Source organism: Gracilibacillus lacisalsi DSM 19029, assembly GCF_000377765.1.
GTDB lineage: Bacteria > Bacillota > Bacilli > Bacillales > Amphibacillaceae > Gracilibacillus > Gracilibacillus lacisalsi.
Genome location: NZ_KB898670.1, coordinates 44571 through 62613 on the forward strand (window position 1 = coordinate 44571; position 18043 = coordinate 62613).

Annotated in this window: 22 protein-coding genes; 6 read left to right on the top strand and 16 right to left on the bottom strand. The window is 37.3% G+C overall.

Features of this window, described 5'->3' with window-relative positions; all coding sequences use genetic code 11:
• Positions 1 to 21 precede the first annotated feature (21 nt).
• From glnA to D569_RS0114015, 12 genes are all read right to left on the bottom strand, one after another.
• The gene (gene glnA, locus D569_RS0113960) at positions 22 to 1392 is read right to left on the bottom strand and encodes a type I glutamate--ammonia ligase (RefSeq protein WP_018933054.1); all 1371 of its coding nucleotides are present in this window, start codon (positions 1390 to 1392) and stop codon (positions 22 to 24) included.
• A 301-nt stretch (positions 1393 to 1693) separates the two neighbouring features.
• Positions 1694 to 1909: a YdbC family protein gene (locus D569_RS0113965; protein ID WP_018933055.1), complete on the bottom strand. Its 216-nt coding sequence runs from the start codon at positions 1907 to 1909 to the stop codon at positions 1694 to 1696.
• A 72-nt stretch (positions 1910 to 1981) separates the two neighbouring features.
• Entirely contained in the window at positions 1982 to 3142 is a 1161-nt protein-coding gene (locus D569_RS0113970; RefSeq protein WP_018933056.1) for an MFS transporter, read from the bottom strand.
• A 2-nt stretch (positions 3143 to 3144) separates the two neighbouring features.
• Complete coding sequence (locus tag D569_RS0113975; RefSeq protein WP_018933057.1) at positions 3145 to 3561, bottom strand: MarR family winged helix-turn-helix transcriptional regulator; 417 nt, start codon at positions 3559 to 3561, stop codon at positions 3145 to 3147.
• Positions 3562 to 3661: 100 nt separating this feature from the next.
• Complete coding sequence (locus tag D569_RS0113980; RefSeq protein ID WP_018933058.1) at positions 3662 to 5131, bottom strand: sodium:solute symporter family protein; 1470 nt, start codon at positions 5129 to 5131, stop codon at positions 3662 to 3664.
• The gene (locus D569_RS0113985) at positions 5128 to 5316 is read right to left on the bottom strand and encodes a hypothetical protein (protein ID WP_018933059.1); all 189 of its coding nucleotides are present in this window, start codon (positions 5314 to 5316) and stop codon (positions 5128 to 5130) included. Before D569_RS0113985 ends, D569_RS0113980 begins: the two co-directional genes overlap by 4 nt.
• Positions 5317 to 5989: 673 nt before the next feature.
• Positions 5990 to 7618, bottom strand: a complete 1629-nt coding sequence (locus D569_RS0113990) for a BCCT family transporter (RefSeq protein ID WP_018933060.1) — start codon at positions 7616 to 7618, stop codon at positions 5990 to 5992.
• 96 nt (positions 7619 to 7714) lie between these two features.
• Positions 7715 to 7900, bottom strand: a complete 186-nt coding sequence (locus tag D569_RS0113995; RefSeq protein ID WP_018933061.1) for a hypothetical protein — start codon at positions 7898 to 7900, stop codon at positions 7715 to 7717.
• A 111-nt stretch (positions 7901 to 8011) separates the two neighbouring features.
• Positions 8012 to 8308 carry a metal-sulfur cluster assembly factor gene (locus D569_RS0114000; RefSeq protein WP_018933062.1) on the bottom strand — a complete coding sequence of 99 codons (297 nt, stop codon included), beginning with the start codon at positions 8306 to 8308 and terminating at the stop codon, positions 8012 to 8014.
• A gap of 13 nt (positions 8309 to 8321) precedes the next feature.
• Complete coding sequence (locus tag D569_RS0114005; RefSeq protein ID WP_051084520.1) at positions 8322 to 9569, bottom strand: hypothetical protein; 1248 nt, start codon at positions 9567 to 9569, stop codon at positions 8322 to 8324.
• A 1-nt stretch (position 9570) separates the two neighbouring features.
• On the bottom strand, positions 9571 to 9786 hold the full coding sequence (locus D569_RS0114010) for a DUF2249 domain-containing protein (RefSeq protein WP_026287334.1): 216 nt from the start codon (positions 9784 to 9786) through the stop codon (positions 9571 to 9573).
• On the bottom strand, positions 9773 to 10027 hold the full coding sequence (locus D569_RS0114015; RefSeq protein WP_018933065.1) for a DUF2249 domain-containing protein: 255 nt from the start codon (positions 10025 to 10027) through the stop codon (positions 9773 to 9775). Before D569_RS0114015 ends, D569_RS0114010 begins: the two co-directional genes overlap by 14 nt.
• A 192-nt stretch (positions 10028 to 10219) precedes the next feature.
• Here D569_RS0114015 and D569_RS22925 point away from each other — a divergent pair, with 192 nt between their 5' ends.
• Complete coding sequence (locus tag D569_RS22925) at positions 10220 to 11032, top strand: COX15/CtaA family protein (protein WP_018933066.1); 813 nt, start codon at positions 10220 to 10222, stop codon at positions 11030 to 11032.
• Between the two features lie 61 nt (positions 11033 to 11093).
• On the opposite strand, the gene D569_RS0114025 is transcribed toward D569_RS22925, so the two are convergent.
• The 3 genes from D569_RS0114025 to D569_RS0114035 form a co-directional block, all read right to left on the bottom strand.
• Positions 11094 to 12131: an LLM class flavin-dependent oxidoreductase gene (locus D569_RS0114025; RefSeq protein WP_018933067.1), complete on the bottom strand. Its 1038-nt coding sequence runs from the start codon at positions 12129 to 12131 to the stop codon at positions 11094 to 11096.
• A 1-nt stretch (position 12132) separates the two neighbouring features.
• A complete protein-coding gene (locus tag D569_RS0114030; RefSeq protein WP_018933068.1) occupies positions 12133 to 12831 on the bottom strand; it encodes an RluA family pseudouridine synthase in 699 nt (232 codons plus the stop codon).
• Between the two features lie 149 nt (positions 12832 to 12980).
• A complete protein-coding gene (locus tag D569_RS0114035; RefSeq protein WP_018933069.1) occupies positions 12981 to 13361 on the bottom strand; it encodes a cupredoxin domain-containing protein in 381 nt (126 codons plus the stop codon).
• A 171-nt stretch (positions 13362 to 13532) separates the two neighbouring features.
• On the opposite strand from D569_RS0114035, the gene D569_RS24395 reads away from it, so the two are divergent.
• The 5 genes from D569_RS24395 (at position 13533) to D569_RS0114060 (ending at position 17428) form a co-directional block, all read left to right on the top strand.
• Positions 13533 to 13658: a hypothetical protein gene (locus D569_RS24395; protein WP_018933070.1), complete on the top strand. Its 126-nt coding sequence runs from the start codon at positions 13533 to 13535 to the stop codon at positions 13656 to 13658.
• Positions 13659 to 13753: 95 nt separating this feature from the next.
• The gene (locus tag D569_RS0114045; protein WP_018933071.1) at positions 13754 to 14215 is read left to right on the top strand and encodes a cytochrome c oxidase subunit II; all 462 of its coding nucleotides are present in this window, start codon (positions 13754 to 13756) and stop codon (positions 14213 to 14215) included.
• 12 nt (positions 14216 to 14227) lie between these two features.
• Positions 14228 to 15907 carry a cbb3-type cytochrome c oxidase subunit I gene (locus D569_RS0114050; protein WP_018933072.1) on the top strand — a complete coding sequence of 560 codons (1680 nt, stop codon included), beginning with the start codon at positions 14228 to 14230 and terminating at the stop codon, positions 15905 to 15907.
• Positions 15908 to 16250: 343 nt separating this feature from the next.
• Positions 16251 to 16877 carry an SCO family protein gene (locus D569_RS0114055; RefSeq protein WP_018933073.1) on the top strand — a complete coding sequence of 209 codons (627 nt, stop codon included), beginning with the start codon at positions 16251 to 16253 and terminating at the stop codon, positions 16875 to 16877.
• A complete protein-coding gene (locus tag D569_RS0114060; RefSeq protein ID WP_018933074.1) occupies positions 16874 to 17428 on the top strand; it encodes a hypothetical protein in 555 nt (184 codons plus the stop codon). Before D569_RS0114055 ends, D569_RS0114060 begins: the two co-directional genes overlap by 4 nt.
• Here D569_RS0114060 and D569_RS0114065 read toward each other — a convergent pair.
• Complete coding sequence (locus tag D569_RS0114065) at positions 17425 to 17991, bottom strand: YdcF family protein (RefSeq protein ID WP_018933075.1); 567 nt, start codon at positions 17989 to 17991, stop codon at positions 17425 to 17427. The two genes, D569_RS0114060 and D569_RS0114065, sit on opposite strands and share 4 nt — an antisense overlap.
• Positions 17992 to 18043: the final 52 nt, after the last annotated feature.

Below are 18043 nucleotides of genomic sequence, written 5' to 3' on the forward strand. Positions count from 1 at the left end.
TCAGACTATTCACTACTTCGATTAAAATTTCGCTTGATATCGATCTAATTCCCATTCTGTAACGGCTATACGATAACTATCCCACTCATCTTGTTTCAATGATAAGTATTCATTTAACGCATAGTCACCAAGAACTTTTTTACCAATTTCACCCGTTTTTAATGCTTGAATGGACTCACCTAATGTTGTCGGTAAGTTTTCAATACCACGCTCTTCACGTTCTTCATCACTCATGCTAAAGATATCATCTACTGTTTCTGTAGGTGCTTGTAATGATTTTTCTACACCATCGATACCAGCCGCTGCAATACTAGCATAAGCGTAGTAAGGGTTAGCGCTTGGATCTGGACAACGAATTTCAACACGAGTTCCCGCGCCACGCGTAGCTGGAATACGAACTAATGCAGAACGGTTAGACGCAGACCATGCGATATAACAAGGTGCTTCATAACCTGGTACTAGACGTTTATAAGAGTTTACTAACGGATTTGTAAATGCAACAAATGATGGTACGTGATGTAACAAACCAGCGATAAATGAATAGGCTGTTTCAGATAACTCACGAGAATCAGACTCATCATAAAAAGCATTCTTCCCTGCTTTCTCATCGAATAGCGACATGTTCACGTGCATGCCGTTACCATTTTCACCAAATACCGGTTTTGGCATGAATGTAGCGCGTAGACCGAATTGCTGTGCTACAGTTTTTACAACCCATTTAAATGTAGTAGCATTATCTGCAGTTGTCAGTGCATCATCGAATTTAAAGTTAATTTCGTGTTGCCCTTGCGCCACTTCATGGTGAGAAGCTTCAATGGTAAAGCCCATCTTTTTCAAAGTTTTATAGATTTCCAAACGAACACGTTCACCTAAATCGTATGGAGCTGGTTCGAAATAGCCACCTTGGTCATGTACTTGTTGAGTTGGCTGTCCTTTTTCATCTGCTTCAAATAAAAAGAACTCTAATTCTGGACCTACATTAACCGAAAAGCCTTTTTCTTTAGCGTCATCTATTGTTTTTTTTAGAATATTTCGCGGATCTCCTTCGAACAAAGAACCATCAGGATTTGTGACACTGCATAAAAAACGTGCTTCTGAGTAATCTGGTTCTTCTGTCCACGGTAATACTGCGAATGAGTTTAGATCTGGTAATAGGTATAAGTCTGATTTATTAATCGGTGTAAACCCTGTAATAGATGAACCGTCGAACATCGTTTTTCCTTCGACAACATCATCTAATTGTTCTGCTGTTACCGTCACCTGTTTTAATGTTCCTTCGATATCAACAAATTGTAAATGTAGTAATTCTACATGTTTTGTTTTGATTTCTTCTTTAATCGTTTCTAGTTGCGAGACAGTGTCCACTGTTTTCTCTGGAGCAATTGTTGCCATTTTTCATTTCCCCTTTTCCATGTAACTTTATTTAACATCTTTTGTTATTAACAATCCTACAATAGACCGAAATAAATCGTCATGACTTTTGTAAGAAAATCTGACAAACTTTTTTTGATGTTTTGAAAGTATTAAATGCTTCTAATCACTGGCAAATCGCCTATCATGACCTTTGTACGATAGCTTAATTTTTTTTGCAGAAAATTATATTATGTAAAGTGTAGCTGTATACGTATTACAAAACATAGATAATGGTTACAGAAAAAAACCGGTTCCTTTTTTAGGAGACCGGATTAAACAATCATTGCTCTTTCACAAATAATTTTAAAGCTTGCCATTCCTCTGATGTCAGAGTTATGCCTTTGCCCATTTTTTCATGATCTGGCGACCAATCACGAATATCATACTTTGGTTCACGATCATTCCAACTGATAAGATTAACTTCTTTTCGCCATCCTTTTGGTGATTCTGAAAGAACAGCGACTTCTTCTATAATCTCATATTTAATACCTGCCAATTTAAGACCCCCTATTAAATTCATTTGCTTCTAATGATAATTTTAATAGAAGATACAGGGAAAAACAATTTATCATGCTCTCCGATTAAGATAGAAAAATAGAAACAGAATCAATCCTACAAAAACAGCTAACATAATAAACATATTGGTAAAGCCCATTAGACTAACAACTATACCGAGGATATAAGAGCCTAATGCGATCCCTAAATCATATAAAGTATAAAAGGTTGCTGTTGCATGTCCAGTACGATGTTGCTTCACCCTAGAGACAGCTATCGTTAAGAAAAACGGCAACAATGAGCCATAACCGACGCCAATTATAGCAGCAGCAATCAAAAACGTTACCGCTTGATTAGAAAAGCTTAGCATGAATAACCCTAAAGAAAATAAAACCATACAAGGAATAATGACTGGCTTTGGTCCTCGAAGATCGAACTGTTTCCCTAAAAATGGTCTTGATAAAAGCATCGTTACTGCAAACACAACAAAGAAGTAATTGGATACATGATCTAATTCACGTGCATTACCATAAACAGATATAAAGGAAACAATGCTTGCATAAGCAAAAGCAATCAATAAGCCAATAAAGGAAATAGAGACTGCTTCTTTTTCAAGTAATTCTTTCAACTTAAATGATGATGTTCCTTTTGGCTGATCGGTAGGTTTTACCTCATTCGCTTGAACGAACAAGCTAGAGATCACACTTAAAACCGTAAACAGGTTAAGCATAAGAAATAAGTTATGATACGAAGTAAATTGGATTACGGTAAGACCTATAAAGGGACCAAAAACAACCGCTAAATTCATTGCCATTGTAAAGTATCCAAGTCCTTCTCCACGCCTTTTGGCTGGTACAATATCTGCAGCAATTGCGGATGTTACGGTTGTAACAATTGCAAATGATAATCCGTGAATAAAACGAAGTATCAGCATTGTCATAAAAGTGTCTACAAATAAATAAAAAATCATCGTTATCGCAAATAGAATACTACTGATTAATAACATTTTGCGTTTGCCAAATATATCGAGAATGGTACCTGAAAATGGTCTTAACAATATCGCAGCCAACAGCATGGCAGTGACAACGAGACCACCTTGCGCTTCCGTAGCTCCCCACTTATCAATCACATACAATGGTAATGTGGTTAGTAACGTATAAAATGTAATAAAAATAAACAGATTCACTGCCGCTATACTTATAAAATTCTTCGTCCATATTTTTGGTTGGGACATACTTATTCATCTCTTTCTATTGATAGTTTTTCTAGAAGGTGTTGTAGAGTAAGTTTTTCCTGTTCTGTTAATGGTCCCAAAAATAATTCTTCTGTTTGTTTCACTGCTTGAATAATTTCCGGATAGGTTGATGTTGCTTTCTCCGTTAATGTGACAATCCGTTCTCGTTTGTCGGTTCCGATTTTCCGCTCAACCCAACCGCTTTGCTCCATCCTTACTAATGTTCTCGTGATGGTTGGAGCTTCGACCTTTAAATATTGCCATATTTCAGTCTGTGTCATCTTCCCCTTTTGATATAAGGTATATAGAATTGTCCATTGAGAATGATACAGTCCAAACTGTTTTAACGTTATGTTTAATTCATTTTGAAACATTCGCAGTTTTTGATGATATAAGTGCAACAAACGACTCGTATCCATGTTCTTACTCCCTTCTATTTTATTTACCTAGGTAAATAAATAACTTTACAAGTATAAGATATAACTGATAAAAAGTAAAGAAGCAGCCAGTAATAACTGACTACTTCTTGCTTTTCATTCGTTCTTTTACATATTCAATAAATTCATTTGCTTTTTGTTCGGGTGGTTGTGTCATTAAACTAACTACTATAAATAAAGCTGTTGCAACCACAATTCCCCAGATACCAGATTTCAAACTGAGTAATAATCCGCCAGTTGCCTCTATATAAATCACCAAAATACTACTAATGGTAACACTGACGATAACTCCAGCTGCTGTACCTCTTTTCCAAAAGAAAGTCCCGATGATCGCCGGAACAACCACAATTAATCCGGCAGATGAAGCAACTGAAAGAACAGCAATTAAATCAAGCTCCAATTGAGCAAATAAAAAGGCTAATACAGCAATTACCGGAATAACGATTTTACCGATTAATAATTGCTTACGATCGTCTGCGTCCCCCTTCACATTACGATATACGTCTCGTGAAAATAAAGATGATAATGTTAGTAAAATCGAATCAATGGTTGAAATTGCAGCAGCCATAATTCCAACCATTACGATCACACCTAAAATCGGTGGAACGACTTCAGAAGATAACAACATCGGAGTCGCTAAATCCGCATTTTCTAAACCAGGGAATAGAATAGATGCTGAGAAGCCCCAGACAACAGACACAACCGTATATATAAGTCCAAATACTAAAAATCCCATTAACATATGACGCATACTTTTTAAAGAAGCTGGCATAAACAATCGCTGACTTACTTGTGGGTTGGAAATACTAAAGAAAAACCACGGTATCGTTAAACCTAAAAACGTCCAAAAATTAAAAAAACCATTGCCCGGAACGGCTAATGCTTGTGGATCATTTGCTTCAATTGATGCAAAAAATCCACTCACACCACCTAAACTATTGACAATTAGAATGACGACAATAGTAGAAGTAATAATCATGATTAATGATTGTAAGGAATCGGTCCATGCCACCGATCGAATCCCCGCAATATAAGAAAAGATCAGTGCTAATACCGTTGCAATAATAACACCTGTAGTATAAGGGATCGCATCATTCGTCACACCTTGCAGCAAATAGCCGATTCCTGTTAACTGAACAGCGCTGTATGGAATTAAAAATAAACAACTAGCAATCGCCGAAACGATAGCTACCCATCTATTCTGATAACGGTCACCTAACATTTCGGATGGTGTTACATAGCCATACTTATTACCTACTAGCCAAAAGCGTGGACCGAATATAGCAACAAGGGAAACCCCCATAAAATAAATAATTTCAAACCCTAAGGCACCGACACCACCATTGTAAGTGAGGCCTGCCAGTCCTACTAACATAAAAGCACTATAAGTCGTAGCACTATAACTTAAAGCTGATACAAAACCATTTAATTTTCGTTCTCCTAAAAAGTATCCAGACATACTGTTTTGTCTGCCATTTCTTGATAAATAAGCAATGACAATAGCAATCACCACATAAATAGTAATCGTTGACCAAACCAATGTTGTGCTCATTCCTCGTCACTCCAATCCGTCGTTAAGAAGTAATTCGCCAAAATGGTGATAACTGCTAAGATTGACCAAACTAAAAAGCTGCCATACCATTTCGTGACATCACTGAGGAATGTGTAAGGAATCACATAACCAAGAATAACAACAAGCAAAATAATAAGTCCCCAAAACTTCTCTTTTTGATTCACTTCTCTCACCTATCCTTTCGTGTCATGATTCTTATTATACAGATAATCATACATGTGTAAAGACACCTGTTAAAAATTTTCTTTCTTATAAAGAGCGGCTATGATCAATGTTAAGCACCACAATAAGAAAAACCGGGAAAAGCCCACCCGGTCCTTTTCATTGACCAACAAAATATAAAGTAGTTATTTTGAGATGGATATTGGGCGTAACAACCGCTACGGCTTGCCCACTTCGCTTTCCGTGGGGCGTTTCTTCAGCTAACTTTTGTAAAGAAGATCACGCTGATCCCACAGGAGTCGAAACGGACGCCTACGCTAATTCATGCTCTACAATGAATGTACTCGCTGACATTTCAATTTTATTACACAGGTTAAGAAAGCTCGAGAAGTTAGCAGTCACAATCGTTGTAGAACAGTTTCATAGCGGAGGCCGTCCACTTCCACTCCTACGGGATGATTTTCGACTAAGATCCACTTTGGTCAGCGCTCTTTGCTTACCAAAGTTAGCTTAGGCGAAAATCCCGTGGAAAGGGAAGCGGACAGCCGCAGCGATGGGTTTCCTATACAAGCTATTTCAAAATGGCTACTCTGCTTACAAATGCGTTGATACCGCGGATTATAGCTTTCCTATATTATAAAAAACACGACCAGCCTCAGAGCTGATCGCAACTTTTTAATCTTCTGGTGGATCTGGATTTTGGTCTTTTAATACTTCTAACGGGGAACGTTTTTTCTTTTTCTTTTTCCAACGTTTAATATAAATGGTTGGTGATTCATAATCATCGGATGCGGTAATATCACGATTCGATGCTCGCATAAATGACCATGCTAATAAGAACATAATGAAAATTAATGGAAAACCTCCCACAATACTAGCTGTCTGCAAAGTATCCAAACCACCAAGGAACATTAATGTAAGTGGCATAATACATAATGTAAATGCCCAGAATAGTCGGTTCCATCTCAGTGGTTCATTTTCTACTTCTTTTTGTGCAACAGATGCTAAGATAAACGAAGATGAATCAAACGTCGTTGCTAGAAAAATGATTGCAAGAATTGTAAAGGCTGCAACCATTAATCCTGGAAGCGGAAGTTGGCCAATAATCGCGATAATTGTTGCTGGTGCACCAAAGTCATTAATATAACTCATTGCGTCAAATTGTCCTGTTAACTGTAAATGCAAGCCAAAGTTGCCCATGATCCCGAAGAAAAGTACACAACCTAACGTGCCGTATACCATCGTACCAAATATCATCTCACGGATCGTACGCCCTCTCGAGATACGGGCCACAAACAATCCAACAAACGGTGCATATACTAGCCACCATGCCCAATAAAAGACAGTCCATGCTTCTGGGAAACCAGATTCAGTGAACTCATCCAAATTTCCGAACGGTTCTACCCATGTTGCCATTTTAAAGAAGTTATCTAACAAAATCCCTAAAGAGTTGAAGGTTGTCTCCACAATGAAACGGGTAGGACCAAGTACGAGAATAAAGGCTAGAATAAAAAGTGCTAGCCATAAGTTAATATCACTTAACAGCTTAATACCTTTCCGTAGACCAGAGTAGGCACTTACCGCAAAAATGGTCGTACAGACAAGCATGATAACTGCTTGTAACCATAAGGTAACAGGCCAGCCTGTCAAATAGTGAACTCCTTCTGCAATCATTGGAGTTCCCAAAGCTAGTGTAGTTCCTGCTCCACCTAACAATCCAAAAATAAAGAAAATATCGATAATTTTCCCTAATGGTCCATCTACCAAACCGCCTAAAACTGGTCTTACTGCTTCACTTACTTTTAATACAGGTTTCTTACGAACATAGAAAAAGTACGCGATTGGTAATGCCGGTAATGTATAAATCGCCCAAGCTATCGGTCCCCAGTGAAAAATACCATAGGCAGTCGCCCACTGAATTGCCTCCGTTGATTCTCCTGCCAAACCGAATGGAGGACCTTGATAGTAATATACCCATTCAATAACAGACCAGTACAAAATACTAGAACCAATACCTGCTGCAAATAACATTGCGGCCCATGAAAAAGAATTAAATTCAGGTTCTTGACCTTCATCTCCCAATTTCACGTGACCATTCTTACTAAATGCAACATATAAAAGAAAAGCAAATATAATGAGACCCATCGCTAAATACAGCACACCAAAATTAGTGGTCATAAAAGTATTAGCCATACCAACAATTTCTTTTCCTTCTTCCGGAAATAAAACAAGCGGTAGTACTACTGCTAGTAACAGTAAAAATGCTCCAATAAATGTCGGCCAATCAATCAGTCGATGTCTCATTGTTTTTCACACCTTCCTATTCGATATTATTTTTTAACTTTCCCATATTAGCCAAAAACAAACTAAAAAGAGGACAATTTTTTGATTGTCCTCTTCTTACTTTTTCTTATTTTTATTATGTTGATTCGATACATTTCTTCGAATATGGATGTTATACCACAGTAACGCAATTGCAATAATAAAAATAACAATAGCTGGAACATGAATAACACCTGTTAAGTCTAATATCATCATCACAACTAATACCGTCAGCAATGGTATTCGAATTTTATTATAGTTCATGACATCCCCCTTTAAGTGCGTGTTCAAAAAGTTTAGAAGTAACTTTTTAAACAAACTCTTTAACCGCTTTCATCCATTAATCCTACCATAAGTAGCGGGGAATTCATAATGTTAACCAAATAATTGCTTTTTGGCTTCTAAACTCATCTGTGAGGGATTCCATACAGGCTCCCATACTAATTCAACGGTAACATTCTCTATTTCATCTATTTGCAGTAATCGGTTTTTGACACCATTTACAATACTATCATGCATAGGACATCCTGGTGTCGTTAATGTCATTTTTATAAAAACATCATTCGATTCAGCTATTTGAATGTCATAGACCAACCCTAAATCAACAATATTTATTGCTAATTCCGGATCTATTACCTCATACAAAGCTTCTTCTATCACTTCACGATCCATCGCTTCCACTCCTCTATTTAAATAAAACCAATATCATCGATAGCGCATAGACCATTGACACAATCATCATAACGCCTTGTGCTATCCACACACCTACTCCAATTTGAGCTAACAACGATCCAATCAATACCACTACACTAATTGTTAAAATCACAAAAAGGATTACTGCTAATTTTTCATTGATCATCTCTTTTAAAGTCGGTACTTTTTCTTTCCCAATATTGTCTGCGTATTGTTTGGTCCACCATAAAAAAGGGACAATTTTATATAAATAACCTAAAATACTGAAAATAATCCAACACATAATATAACTAAATAAAAGAATACCCCAATGAAAGACTGATTGTAGATCGATAACAACTAAAATCACAGCAATAATATGGATAACGTTCCCAAGTAAAATGGCAAACAAGGAAAAAACAAAGGCTTTATCCAACTTTCTTTTCAAACGATTTCGGTAGATGATGTACATATTATAGGTAAATAATGTGAAGCCAATTGCTAATAACAAAAAACCGATTACTTGTACATAGGCTATTTGTATCCAAAACGAAACAGATACAAATAGTAATCCCATGCTATAACTGCAGATCGCATATTTGCCGTAATGAGTAGGATAATCATGTGATAAACTGAACATAGGGACCAATTTATAAGAAAAGCCGAAAATCAACAGGCTAAACCATCCCGCTACTCCGAACAAGATATGGGTGTAAAAAATCGATTCATGGAACGGTATACCTTTTGTTGCAAAACTATAAGCAAGCAAAAAACCTGCTGCTATGGTCAAAAAGAGCATAACTAGTGCTGTCTTTACAAAGGCATACATAATTGATTTTTTCTCTGTTTGACGAAGTGTAATAACCATTTGGAGCAAAAACATACAAATCCCTATTACAACCATGACTGCTCCATAAATGGATTGAGCGGGACTTATTGCTAATAAAACGACAAAGATGACCACACCAGAACAACTGAATAGTAATGGGAAATACGCTAGCTTTTGTCGGCAAATACTCGCTAAAAACACAACAGGAACAAGTTGGTACATTGCCCCCATCGCAACAATCATCGCAAATCCTAATAGCAATAGATGGGCTGCAGACCAAATTCCAGGTATGCGAAAATGTCCTTGTAAAATGGATGTACTGTTCCAAAAAATGATAATCTGTGCAACTACAAAAGCGACTATGCCAAAAACAATAAAACTTAATGGTAATCGAATATCGGTCGTACTCTTGATGTTTCCAGTTGTCATCATTTTACTCACCACGCTTTGTAATCATTATCTTAAAACTGCCATCCTGTTGGGGTTCTGTTACATAATCAAAGCCCAGTTCATCTAATTCTTCATATAAAAACATTGGTCTTCGATCATTGATAATGGTCAACACTTCACCAACTGTCATCGTTTCTAATTGATTCAAGGTGCGAATCATCGGTTGAGGCGGCTCCATCCCTCTGTTATCTAATATGATCATCAGCCTTCACCTCTTTTCGATAGATGACTTTCCAATGTTTCCTTTCGATTTTCTCAGCTTGATAGATATATCCCTTACGTCCTAATAGTTTATGCAATGGTATCGGATTAAATGGCGTATGTAGTATAAAAGCTTGATTCTCTTTTAACCCTTTGACAGTTCCCATAATTTTATCGAATGGTTCTTTTTTTAACGCTAAATCTTCACGGACGTCTAGTTCCACATATTCTTCCGTCATCATTATCCCTCCTTCCCTCTTTATCACAATGCTAATCGTCGATAAGACATCCACCAATGGAAGTCTATCTATATGATAGTCATTATCAATTAAAAGAGAAGTGATTTTGGTCACTTTTTTACACTATGAGTGTTTGATATCACATTTTTGTTTATCAAAACATGATATGTTATCGCAGAAGGAGGGAATGATTTGTTGAAGACTAAATTACTTGTAGTGATTGTCCTAACGTATATGTTGATTGTTTTTGGAGGTTATGTAGCATCATCCGAATCAGGAATGGGATGTGGACCGGAATGGCCGTTATGTAATGGAGCGGTGATACCCGAATTACAGGGTGATACTTTAATCGAGTTTGCCCACCGTGTGATTGGACTTATTTTGTTTTTATTGTTCAGCCAGATTGTCCTACAAATTCATAAGAAGAAACGATATCAGCATCTTAAAACTATTTCGTTACACAGTTATTTGTTACTCCTATTTCAAATTATAGCGGGGGCTGTCGTAGTGATTCTGGATTTGCCTGCTCTTGTTGTGACACTGCATCTTGTGTTAGCCATGATTTTTTCTGGGTTATTACTTTATCTCTATCATCATACAAATGACACCCTTTTTTATGAAAAGAAGCCCATACATTTGCCATTATTGTTATTAGTCCTACTCATCACAATAGGATTGGGCGCCTATATCAAGCACACATCGATTGGTCTAGCATGTAGTTGGTTGGATTGTCACGGAACATTTATGCCGACCTCCTTAGTAGAATGGATACAAACGATCCATAGAGTTTTTGCTCTTATTAGTTTTGTATATCTCATTTTTGTCACTTTTATTTATCGCAACCGTTCTATACTGATTGCGCTCGTTTTATTTGTTATCCAAGTGACAGTTGGTATTATCACCATCTTAACCAAGATAGATATGTTCTGGAGTGTATTACATTTAGCCTTTGCCACTGCTGTTTACTATCTTGTGTTAGATGCATGGCTGCAACCAAGAAAATAAAGGATAGCATAACAGTAAACGCTCAAGTTCACGGTGAACTTGAGCGTTATTGCCGAATCCATTATTTATTTGTTGTATCTTTCAATCTTCTATTTACTTCAGGTATAACTTTATGGACTAATAAATCCATCGTTTCTTTGATTGATTCGATCGGTTGTCCACCAAAATCAACTTGTGCGTAAAATCGATCATGATGAAACAATTGATGTTGGTAGATTATTTTTTCTACGATTTGTTCTGGTGTTCCTACAAATAACGTCGATTCATTACTTGTGATAAATTCTAAATCTGTTCGAGCAGCGCCCATTGCTCCACCAATCCCTTGTTTCGTTAAATGTTTCCAATAGTTAGCATAATAGGGATAGAAGTCCTGTTCTAACTCCGTTTCTGTTTCACGAATCATTGTATGACCAGCAATCGCAACTACTGGACTTTCCCCTTGATAGACTTCATGATAACGGTGCACTAATCGTTGATACTTTTTAGCAATTCCACCAATCATCACAATGGTTAAACCACAGCCGTTGCGCCCTGCTCGCTCGGCACTCTCGAGCGTTCCACCAACTCCGATCGAAATCGGTAACGTGTTCTGTAGTGGACGTGGCGCAATCTCTGCCGCTTGTATAGCTGGTCGGTATCTACCTTCCCATGTTACTCTTTCTTGTTGATTCAGCTGTAAAAATAGTTGTAAATGTTCGTCAAAGAGTTCATCATAATCCTTTTCACTGTAACCAAACAATGGAAAAGATTCGACAAATGCACCTCTCCCTGCCGTGAATTCCACACGACCGCCCGCTAACAAATCTAAGGTCGCAAAATCTTCGAATAATCGTACGGGATCCGCTGTATTTAATAAGGAGGTCAAGGCTGTTAATTTGATCTTACTCGTTTGCTGAGAAATAGCAGCAAGCAGCATTTGCGGCGAGGAAACAGCGTAATCCAGACGATGATGCTCTCCTACACCAAATAGGTCTAAGCCTATTTGATCTGCATATCGAGCCATTTCCACTAACATATCGACTCGTTCTTTTGTTGTTATTGTTTCTTTTGCTTTCGGATCTTCTAAGATTTCAGATAAACTATACACACCAAACTCCATACTATTCTACCTCTCTCTCTTTTGTAAGCAGAGTTTTCCAATTTGACCATGGGAATTGATTAGGCGGAAAGGACACCGCACTGATTTCCTCTTTACGAACCGGATGAATAAGTCGTAATTCGTGCGACCATAACGCAATTTGCTGACCAGGCTTGTTTACCTTTTTCCCGTATTTCTGATCGCCATATAGTGGATATCCACGTGAAGCAAACTGAACTCGAATTTGATGTGGGCGTCCGGTATGTAAATTAATTTTTACCAAGCTCAAACCTTTATCACTAGCTAAAAGCTGATAATCAAGCACCGCTTTTTTTGCTTTTGAATTATTTTTTGACGAAACCGTGACAATATTGTGACGACGATCTTTCCACAAAAAATCGACCCATTCCTCAGCTGGTGACGGAACCCCTCTGACAACAGCTAAATATGTTTTATCTAATTCATTTTTTCGGATTGTATCAGATAATCGGGATGCAGCCTTTGATGTTTTCGCAAATACCATCACACCACCAACTGGTCGATCTAACCGATGGACTAGCCCTAAATAAACATTACCAGGCTTCTGATAACGGATTTTGATATCTTCCTTTAAAATAGTGAGAAAATCCTCATCATTACTTCGATCTTTCTGTACAGGTACATTGACTGGTTTTTCCACCATTAACAAGTGATTGTCTTCATATAAAATATGGATATTCATAAGAAACCCCTTTTTTGTAGATAATCATTCGTACTACATATTCTAACATAAGAAAAGTGCAAAGCGCCCACTTCAAAATTTCCAGTTTCTCATAAGTTTCCTAAAGCCAAAAAAAGATCCCCTAATACTAGGAGACCTTGTATGCTTTATTATTCAACGATCAATGTTGCCACCATATCTTCATGACCAGCACCACAAGGAACTGAACATCTGATCGTATACTCGCCTGCTTCTAAAGTTGCTGTTTCAGAACCTGCATCATCCAATGCAATATCAGTACCTTCTATTTCAATACCGTGGAAACCTTCTTCGTTCGTTAGGTTTACTGTAACTTCACCAGCTGGTACCGTATATTCTTCTTGATCAAATTGCCAGTTAGATGCCTGAATATCTACTGTTTCACCATCACCGCTTGCAGTTTCTCCAGCTTCTCCATCGTTATTTGAACTTCCTTCATCATCACCGCCACCACAAGCTGCAAGCACAAGTGCTAATGATAATGTCATCATGCTTAAAAGAATTTTTTTCATGATTGTTTTTCCCCTTTCTATTCCATTTAGTTTGTCAACCACTTACATCATAAACGATTGCTCAAGACATTCATATGATTTTAATCACACTCAGATTGTGATATGGCTCACTATATAACCAAACAAAATATCCTATGCTTGAGTCAAATCCAATAGATAGGAGGTCACAAAATGTATTCCAATACAAAGAAATCAAAGTATTCCATGTCAGGAACGATCGCCTCTGTCACTATTGTTGCTCTAGTCATTATTTTGATGTGGGCAGGTGTATTCGCTATTTATATGGCTAGAGTGTGATCTATGACTCCATTATAACGATTGGTTTCTTTATTTATCTACTATTACGTTATATTCTTCACAAAACATTCATATTTGAAGGAGGGAATAAATCAATGAGTAAATTAGAAGAAATTTGGATGACAGTAAGTATTGGGATTCTCGTTATCTTTATGGTGATTGTTGGTTACCAAACCTATGCCTTAGGAATGGGACCACCAAGTCATAAAGAAACGATCGATCCACAAGAAGTTGAACAAACCGCTCCATTTGATAACCCGGGTCTAATTGATCTTGGAGACAACCAATACGAACTAGTTATGACGTTAGAAGCGTTTGCGTTTAACCCAGGAAATGTCGAAGTGCCTGTTGGAGCAGAGGTCGAATTTACGATGACCTCAAAAGATGTATCACATGGTATTCAAATTCCAGGAACAAATGTAAATGCGATGGTGTTACCTGGTCATATTCAAAAAATCACTCAAACATTTGATGAACCTGGCGAATATTTAGTTGTATGTAATGAATATTGTGGTGTTGGTCATCAAGCAATGTTTACCACCATTACAGTGAAATAAGGAGGGGCAAAAATGGAACAGGCAAAACATATTGGATTGAGAGAAAATGTAATAAGTAAATTAGGAGTTAACCCTCAAGATGCTATAATTGCACTCACTTATTTTACCATTTCATTTGCAACATTATTAATTGGTGGGTTATTAGGGTTAATTCAAGGATTAGAGCGCGCCGGTCTGTATTCATTACCGGCAGGATTTAATTATTATCAAGTCTTATCTGCACACGGACTTTTATTGTTAGTTGTTTTTACTGCTACATTCACGATTGGGTACCAACTTGCAAATCTTTCCCATTCATTTAATGGATTACTACCTAAAGTCCGCAAAATGATATGGGTTGGTATTGTATTAAAGGTAATTGGTGTTGTGCTTGCCGTAACCATGATTGTTTTAGGTGAAGCATCAGTATTATACACTTTCTATCCACCTTTGGCAGCACACCCCATATTTTACATCGGATTAGTTCTACTAGTGTTAGGTATTTGGTCTGTAGCTTTTGGTGTATTTATCAACTATCGTCATTGGCGAAAAGAAAATCCAGGGCAACCAACACCAATTCTTGCTTTCTTTGCAATGGGTGTGTTTGTACTATGGTTCTTTGCAAGTCTCGGTGTAACGATTGAAGTATTTATGATTATCCCATGGGTTTTAGGATGGGTAGAGACGATTAATGTAATGGTTACAAGAACACTGTTTTGGTGGTTTGGTCACACTCTCGTTAATATTTGGTATCTTGTTGCTACTTCTGCATGGTATATTATTGTACCGAAAATAGTAGGTGGTAAACATTTCAATGAGAAACTAATTCGTTTAGTGGTTATTTTACTTGTTGTATTGAATATTCCAGGTGGTTTCCACCATCAAATTATCGATCCTGCTATCTCATTATCAATTAAATTCTTACACGTCTTCATGAGCCTGTCGATTGCAGTTCCATCCTTGATGACTGCCTTTGCCATGTTCTATGTACTAGAAAAAGCAGGACGTAAAAAAGGTGGCAAAGGATTATTTGGATGGTTTAAAAAGCTGCCATGGGGCGATGTTCGTTTTCTTGCACCAATGATTGCCATGATTGCCTTTATTCCAGGTGGTGCAGGTGGCATTGTCAACACTAGTAACCAAATGAATCAAGTCGTTCATAATACGATGTGGGTTGTCGGACACTTCCACGTCACCGTAGGGGTATCTGTTGTACTTACATTCTTTGGCATTTGTTATTGGTTAATTCCACATTTATCTAAGCGTCAATTAACAGCTAAAATGAATAAGGTTGGTGTGATTCAAACTTGGATTTGGACAATTGGCATGACCATTATGGCCGGTTCGATGCATCTAGCTGGCTTAGTCGGAGATCCTCGTCGTACTTCTGATACAACATATGCTGGTCATGAAACGGCATTAAGCTGGTTGCCATATGAGTATGTCTTTGCAACTGGCGCAACCTTACTGTTGATAGGTGTCATTATTCAGGTATATGCCGTGTTTAACATGATGTTCTTTGCTCCAAAAGGGAAAACAGAATATCCAGTGGCAGAGCCGGAGGATGATCAACCAAAAGTGCCGATGTGGACAGAACGCTGGGGGCTATGGGCCATTGTTCTACTTGCTGTTGTTGCAATGGCATATGTGATTCCAATTGTAGACATGATTGTTAATGCACCTCCAGGTTCTCCACCGATCAAAACATGGTAACTATTTAATAATATGCGGGAAGGACATACTTCCCCTTGAATATCTTCATTTATCCATGGAAGAGAGGGCTTTTCCAGGGAGCAGAATTTCTCTTCATGGGATATCTGTTCCACTTCCCGGGATATCTTCACTTATCCATGGAAGAGAGAGCTTTTTCCAGGGAGCAGAATTTCTCTTCATGGGATATCTGTTCCGCTTCCCGGGATATCTTCACTTATCCATGGAAGAGAGAGCTTTTTCCATGGAGCAGAATTTCTCTTCCATGGATATGGATTAGGGAAAGTTCTAATCAAAGAGTTCTTCTCAGCCTCTACTCAATCTATAGCAAAAGGTGGTGCTTGGTTTGACTAAGCATGAAAGAATCGCAGTTAGTGTTATCATACTTTTTGGGTTAGTTGTTTTCTTGGTTGGCACAGATGGCTTTCAAGCTTTTACAACAGAACAAGCACGCACTAATCAATTAATTAAAGAACAACCTCAGGTTCCAAACGTAGAACTAGAAGACAGTAAAAGTCGTACTTATTCGATTGAGGAGTTACAACAAAATAAATATTTATTTATTACTTTTATGTATACTAATTGTGCTACTGTCTGTCCACAATTAGAACGTAACATGCAAGAAGTTTATCAGCAATTGCCTGTTTCCATGATCAAAGATGATATTCAATTTTTAAGTATTAGCTTTGACACCGAACATGATGATCCAGAAACACTGGAAAAATATCGGAGCTATTTTGACAGTGATGGAGAAACATGGCGCATGGCACGAATAAATGATCAAGAAGAATTAACGAGTTTGCTAGATCAACTTGGTGTTATTGTGATCCCAGATGATTATGGTAATTTCCAACACAATACAGCTTTTTATTTAGTTGACAAGGATGGCTATTTAATCGATGTGATGGATTACACCGAAATTGATCAGGCAGTTGAACGAATTAAATCTGTGATCGGAGGAGATTCCGCATGAAACAGACAAGGTATGGTCTACTATTATTTATTTTTTTAATCCTACCTCCTGTTGCCGATTTATTAGAGTCGATTATGATCTTTCATATGCATACGCAAATGCCTTTAATTGTTTTTGCTGGTTTTCTGATGACACCTTTTTTCCAAAAAAAGTTCCCAAATTTTTTTATGAAATGGAATCGTTCAGGAATTCCAGGCATCTTGTTAGTAATCTTAATCTGGTCCTATTGGCAAATTCCTCGAGCAATGGATGATGCCTTAACCCATTCCCATGTGGAAATCTTTAAGTTTATCAGTCTACCTTTTTTAGCGGGAATACCACTTCGTGATAGCTGGCGAAAGATCAAAAACAATGGGCAATTTATATTTTTAGTCTATTTACTTGCTACATTGATTGTCACTGGTTTTCTTTATATTTGGGTAGATGAGCAAATTTGCAATAATTATTTAATCATTGAACAGCAAACTCTCGGTTGGGGTTCCTTAGCAATGGCTGCCTGTTTGTTGTTATATTTAGTTTACCGTCAGTTTGAGAAAGATGAAGGAGTTTAGAACATAAGATATTTATAAAAGGCAGGAAATTCGCGAATGGTTGAGTAAACATCTCGCCATTCAAAATATTCTGCGTGTGAACCGTATACTTCCTCAAAACCTTGTTGTTTCATAGCCAATTTAGTTCTAGAAATATGAAAAAATTGCGTGATAACCGTTATATGATCTGTTGATAAGTTATGTTTTTGAGCAATCTCCAAACTATTCTCTGCTGTCATTTCGGTATTATAGCCATTGTTATCAGTGATGATCGATGATTCAGGTACTCCTTTTTCAATTAAATAACCTTTCATTACTTTTGCTTCATCAAATCCTTCCATACCAATGCCACCACTGACAATAATCGTTTCTAGTAAGTTATTGATATACAAATTGTAGGCTTTATCAAGACGAGCTTGTAGTCTGGCTGAAGGCGTGCCGTCTTCGTTCACTTTATTACCAAGGACTACACCAACTTCTGACCGTTCATTTTCATCAGTTAATCCATCAATAGTAATAACGATTGTATGTATAACAAAAAAAGTAAACGTTAGTCCAATCAAAATGATAACTCTTTTTTTCATAGAATACTCCTTTCCCTTCCTATCATAACTAAAAAAAAGCTTTTAAACTATC

Bases quoted from the DNA above. Each gene is read 5' to 3' on its own strand.
- D569_RS0114050 (WP_018933072.1), top strand. From the start codon at position 14,228: ATGGAACAGGCAAAACATATTGGATTGAGAGAAAATGTAATAAGTAAA.
- D569_RS0114065 (WP_018933075.1), bottom strand. From the start codon at position 17,991: ATGAAAAAAAGAGTTATCATTTTGATTGGACTAACGTTTACTTTTTTT.
- D569_RS0114045 (WP_018933071.1), top strand. From the start codon at position 13,754: ATGAGTAAATTAGAAGAAATTTGGATGACAGTAAGTATTGGGATTCTC.
- D569_RS0114005 (WP_051084520.1), bottom strand. From the start codon at position 9,569: ATGATGACAACTGGAAACATCAAGAGTACGACCGATATTCGATTACCA.
- D569_RS0114060 (WP_018933074.1), top strand. From the start codon at position 16,874: ATGAAACAGACAAGGTATGGTCTACTATTATTTATTTTTTTAATCCTA.
- D569_RS0113980 (WP_018933058.1), bottom strand. From the start codon at position 5,131: ATGAGCACAACATTGGTTTGGTCAACGATTACTATTTATGTGGTGATT.
- D569_RS0113975 (WP_018933057.1), bottom strand. From the start codon at position 3,561: ATGGATACGAGTCGTTTGTTGCACTTATATCATCAAAAACTGCGAATG.
- D569_RS24395 (WP_018933070.1), top strand. From the start codon at position 13,533: ATGTATTCCAATACAAAGAAATCAAAGTATTCCATGTCAGGAACGATC.
- D569_RS0114000 (WP_018933062.1), bottom strand. From the start codon at position 8,308: ATGGATCGTGAAGTGATAGAAGAAGCTTTGTATGAGGTAATAGATCCG.
- D569_RS0114025 (WP_018933067.1), bottom strand. From the start codon at position 12,131: ATGGAGTTTGGTGTGTATAGTTTATCTGAAATCTTAGAAGATCCGAAA.
- D569_RS0114035 (WP_018933069.1), bottom strand. From the start codon at position 13,361: ATGAAAAAAATTCTTTTAAGCATGATGACATTATCATTAGCACTTGTG.
- D569_RS0113970 (WP_018933056.1), bottom strand. From the start codon at position 3,142: ATGTCCCAACCAAAAATATGGACGAAGAATTTTATAAGTATAGCGGCA.
- D569_RS0113995 (WP_018933061.1), bottom strand. From the start codon at position 7,900: ATGAACTATAATAAAATTCGAATACCATTGCTGACGGTATTAGTTGTG.
- D569_RS0113990 (WP_018933060.1), bottom strand. From the start codon at position 7,618: ATGAGACATCGACTGATTGATTGGCCGACATTTATTGGAGCATTTTTA.
- D569_RS0114015 (WP_018933065.1), bottom strand. From the start codon at position 10,027: ATGACGGAAGAATATGTGGAACTAGACGTCCGTGAAGATTTAGCGTTA.
- glnA (WP_018933054.1), bottom strand. From the start codon at position 1,392: ATGGCAACAATTGCTCCAGAGAAAACAGTGGACACTGTCTCGCAACTA.
- D569_RS0114030 (WP_018933068.1), bottom strand. From the start codon at position 12,831: ATGAATATCCATATTTTATATGAAGACAATCACTTGTTAATGGTGGAA.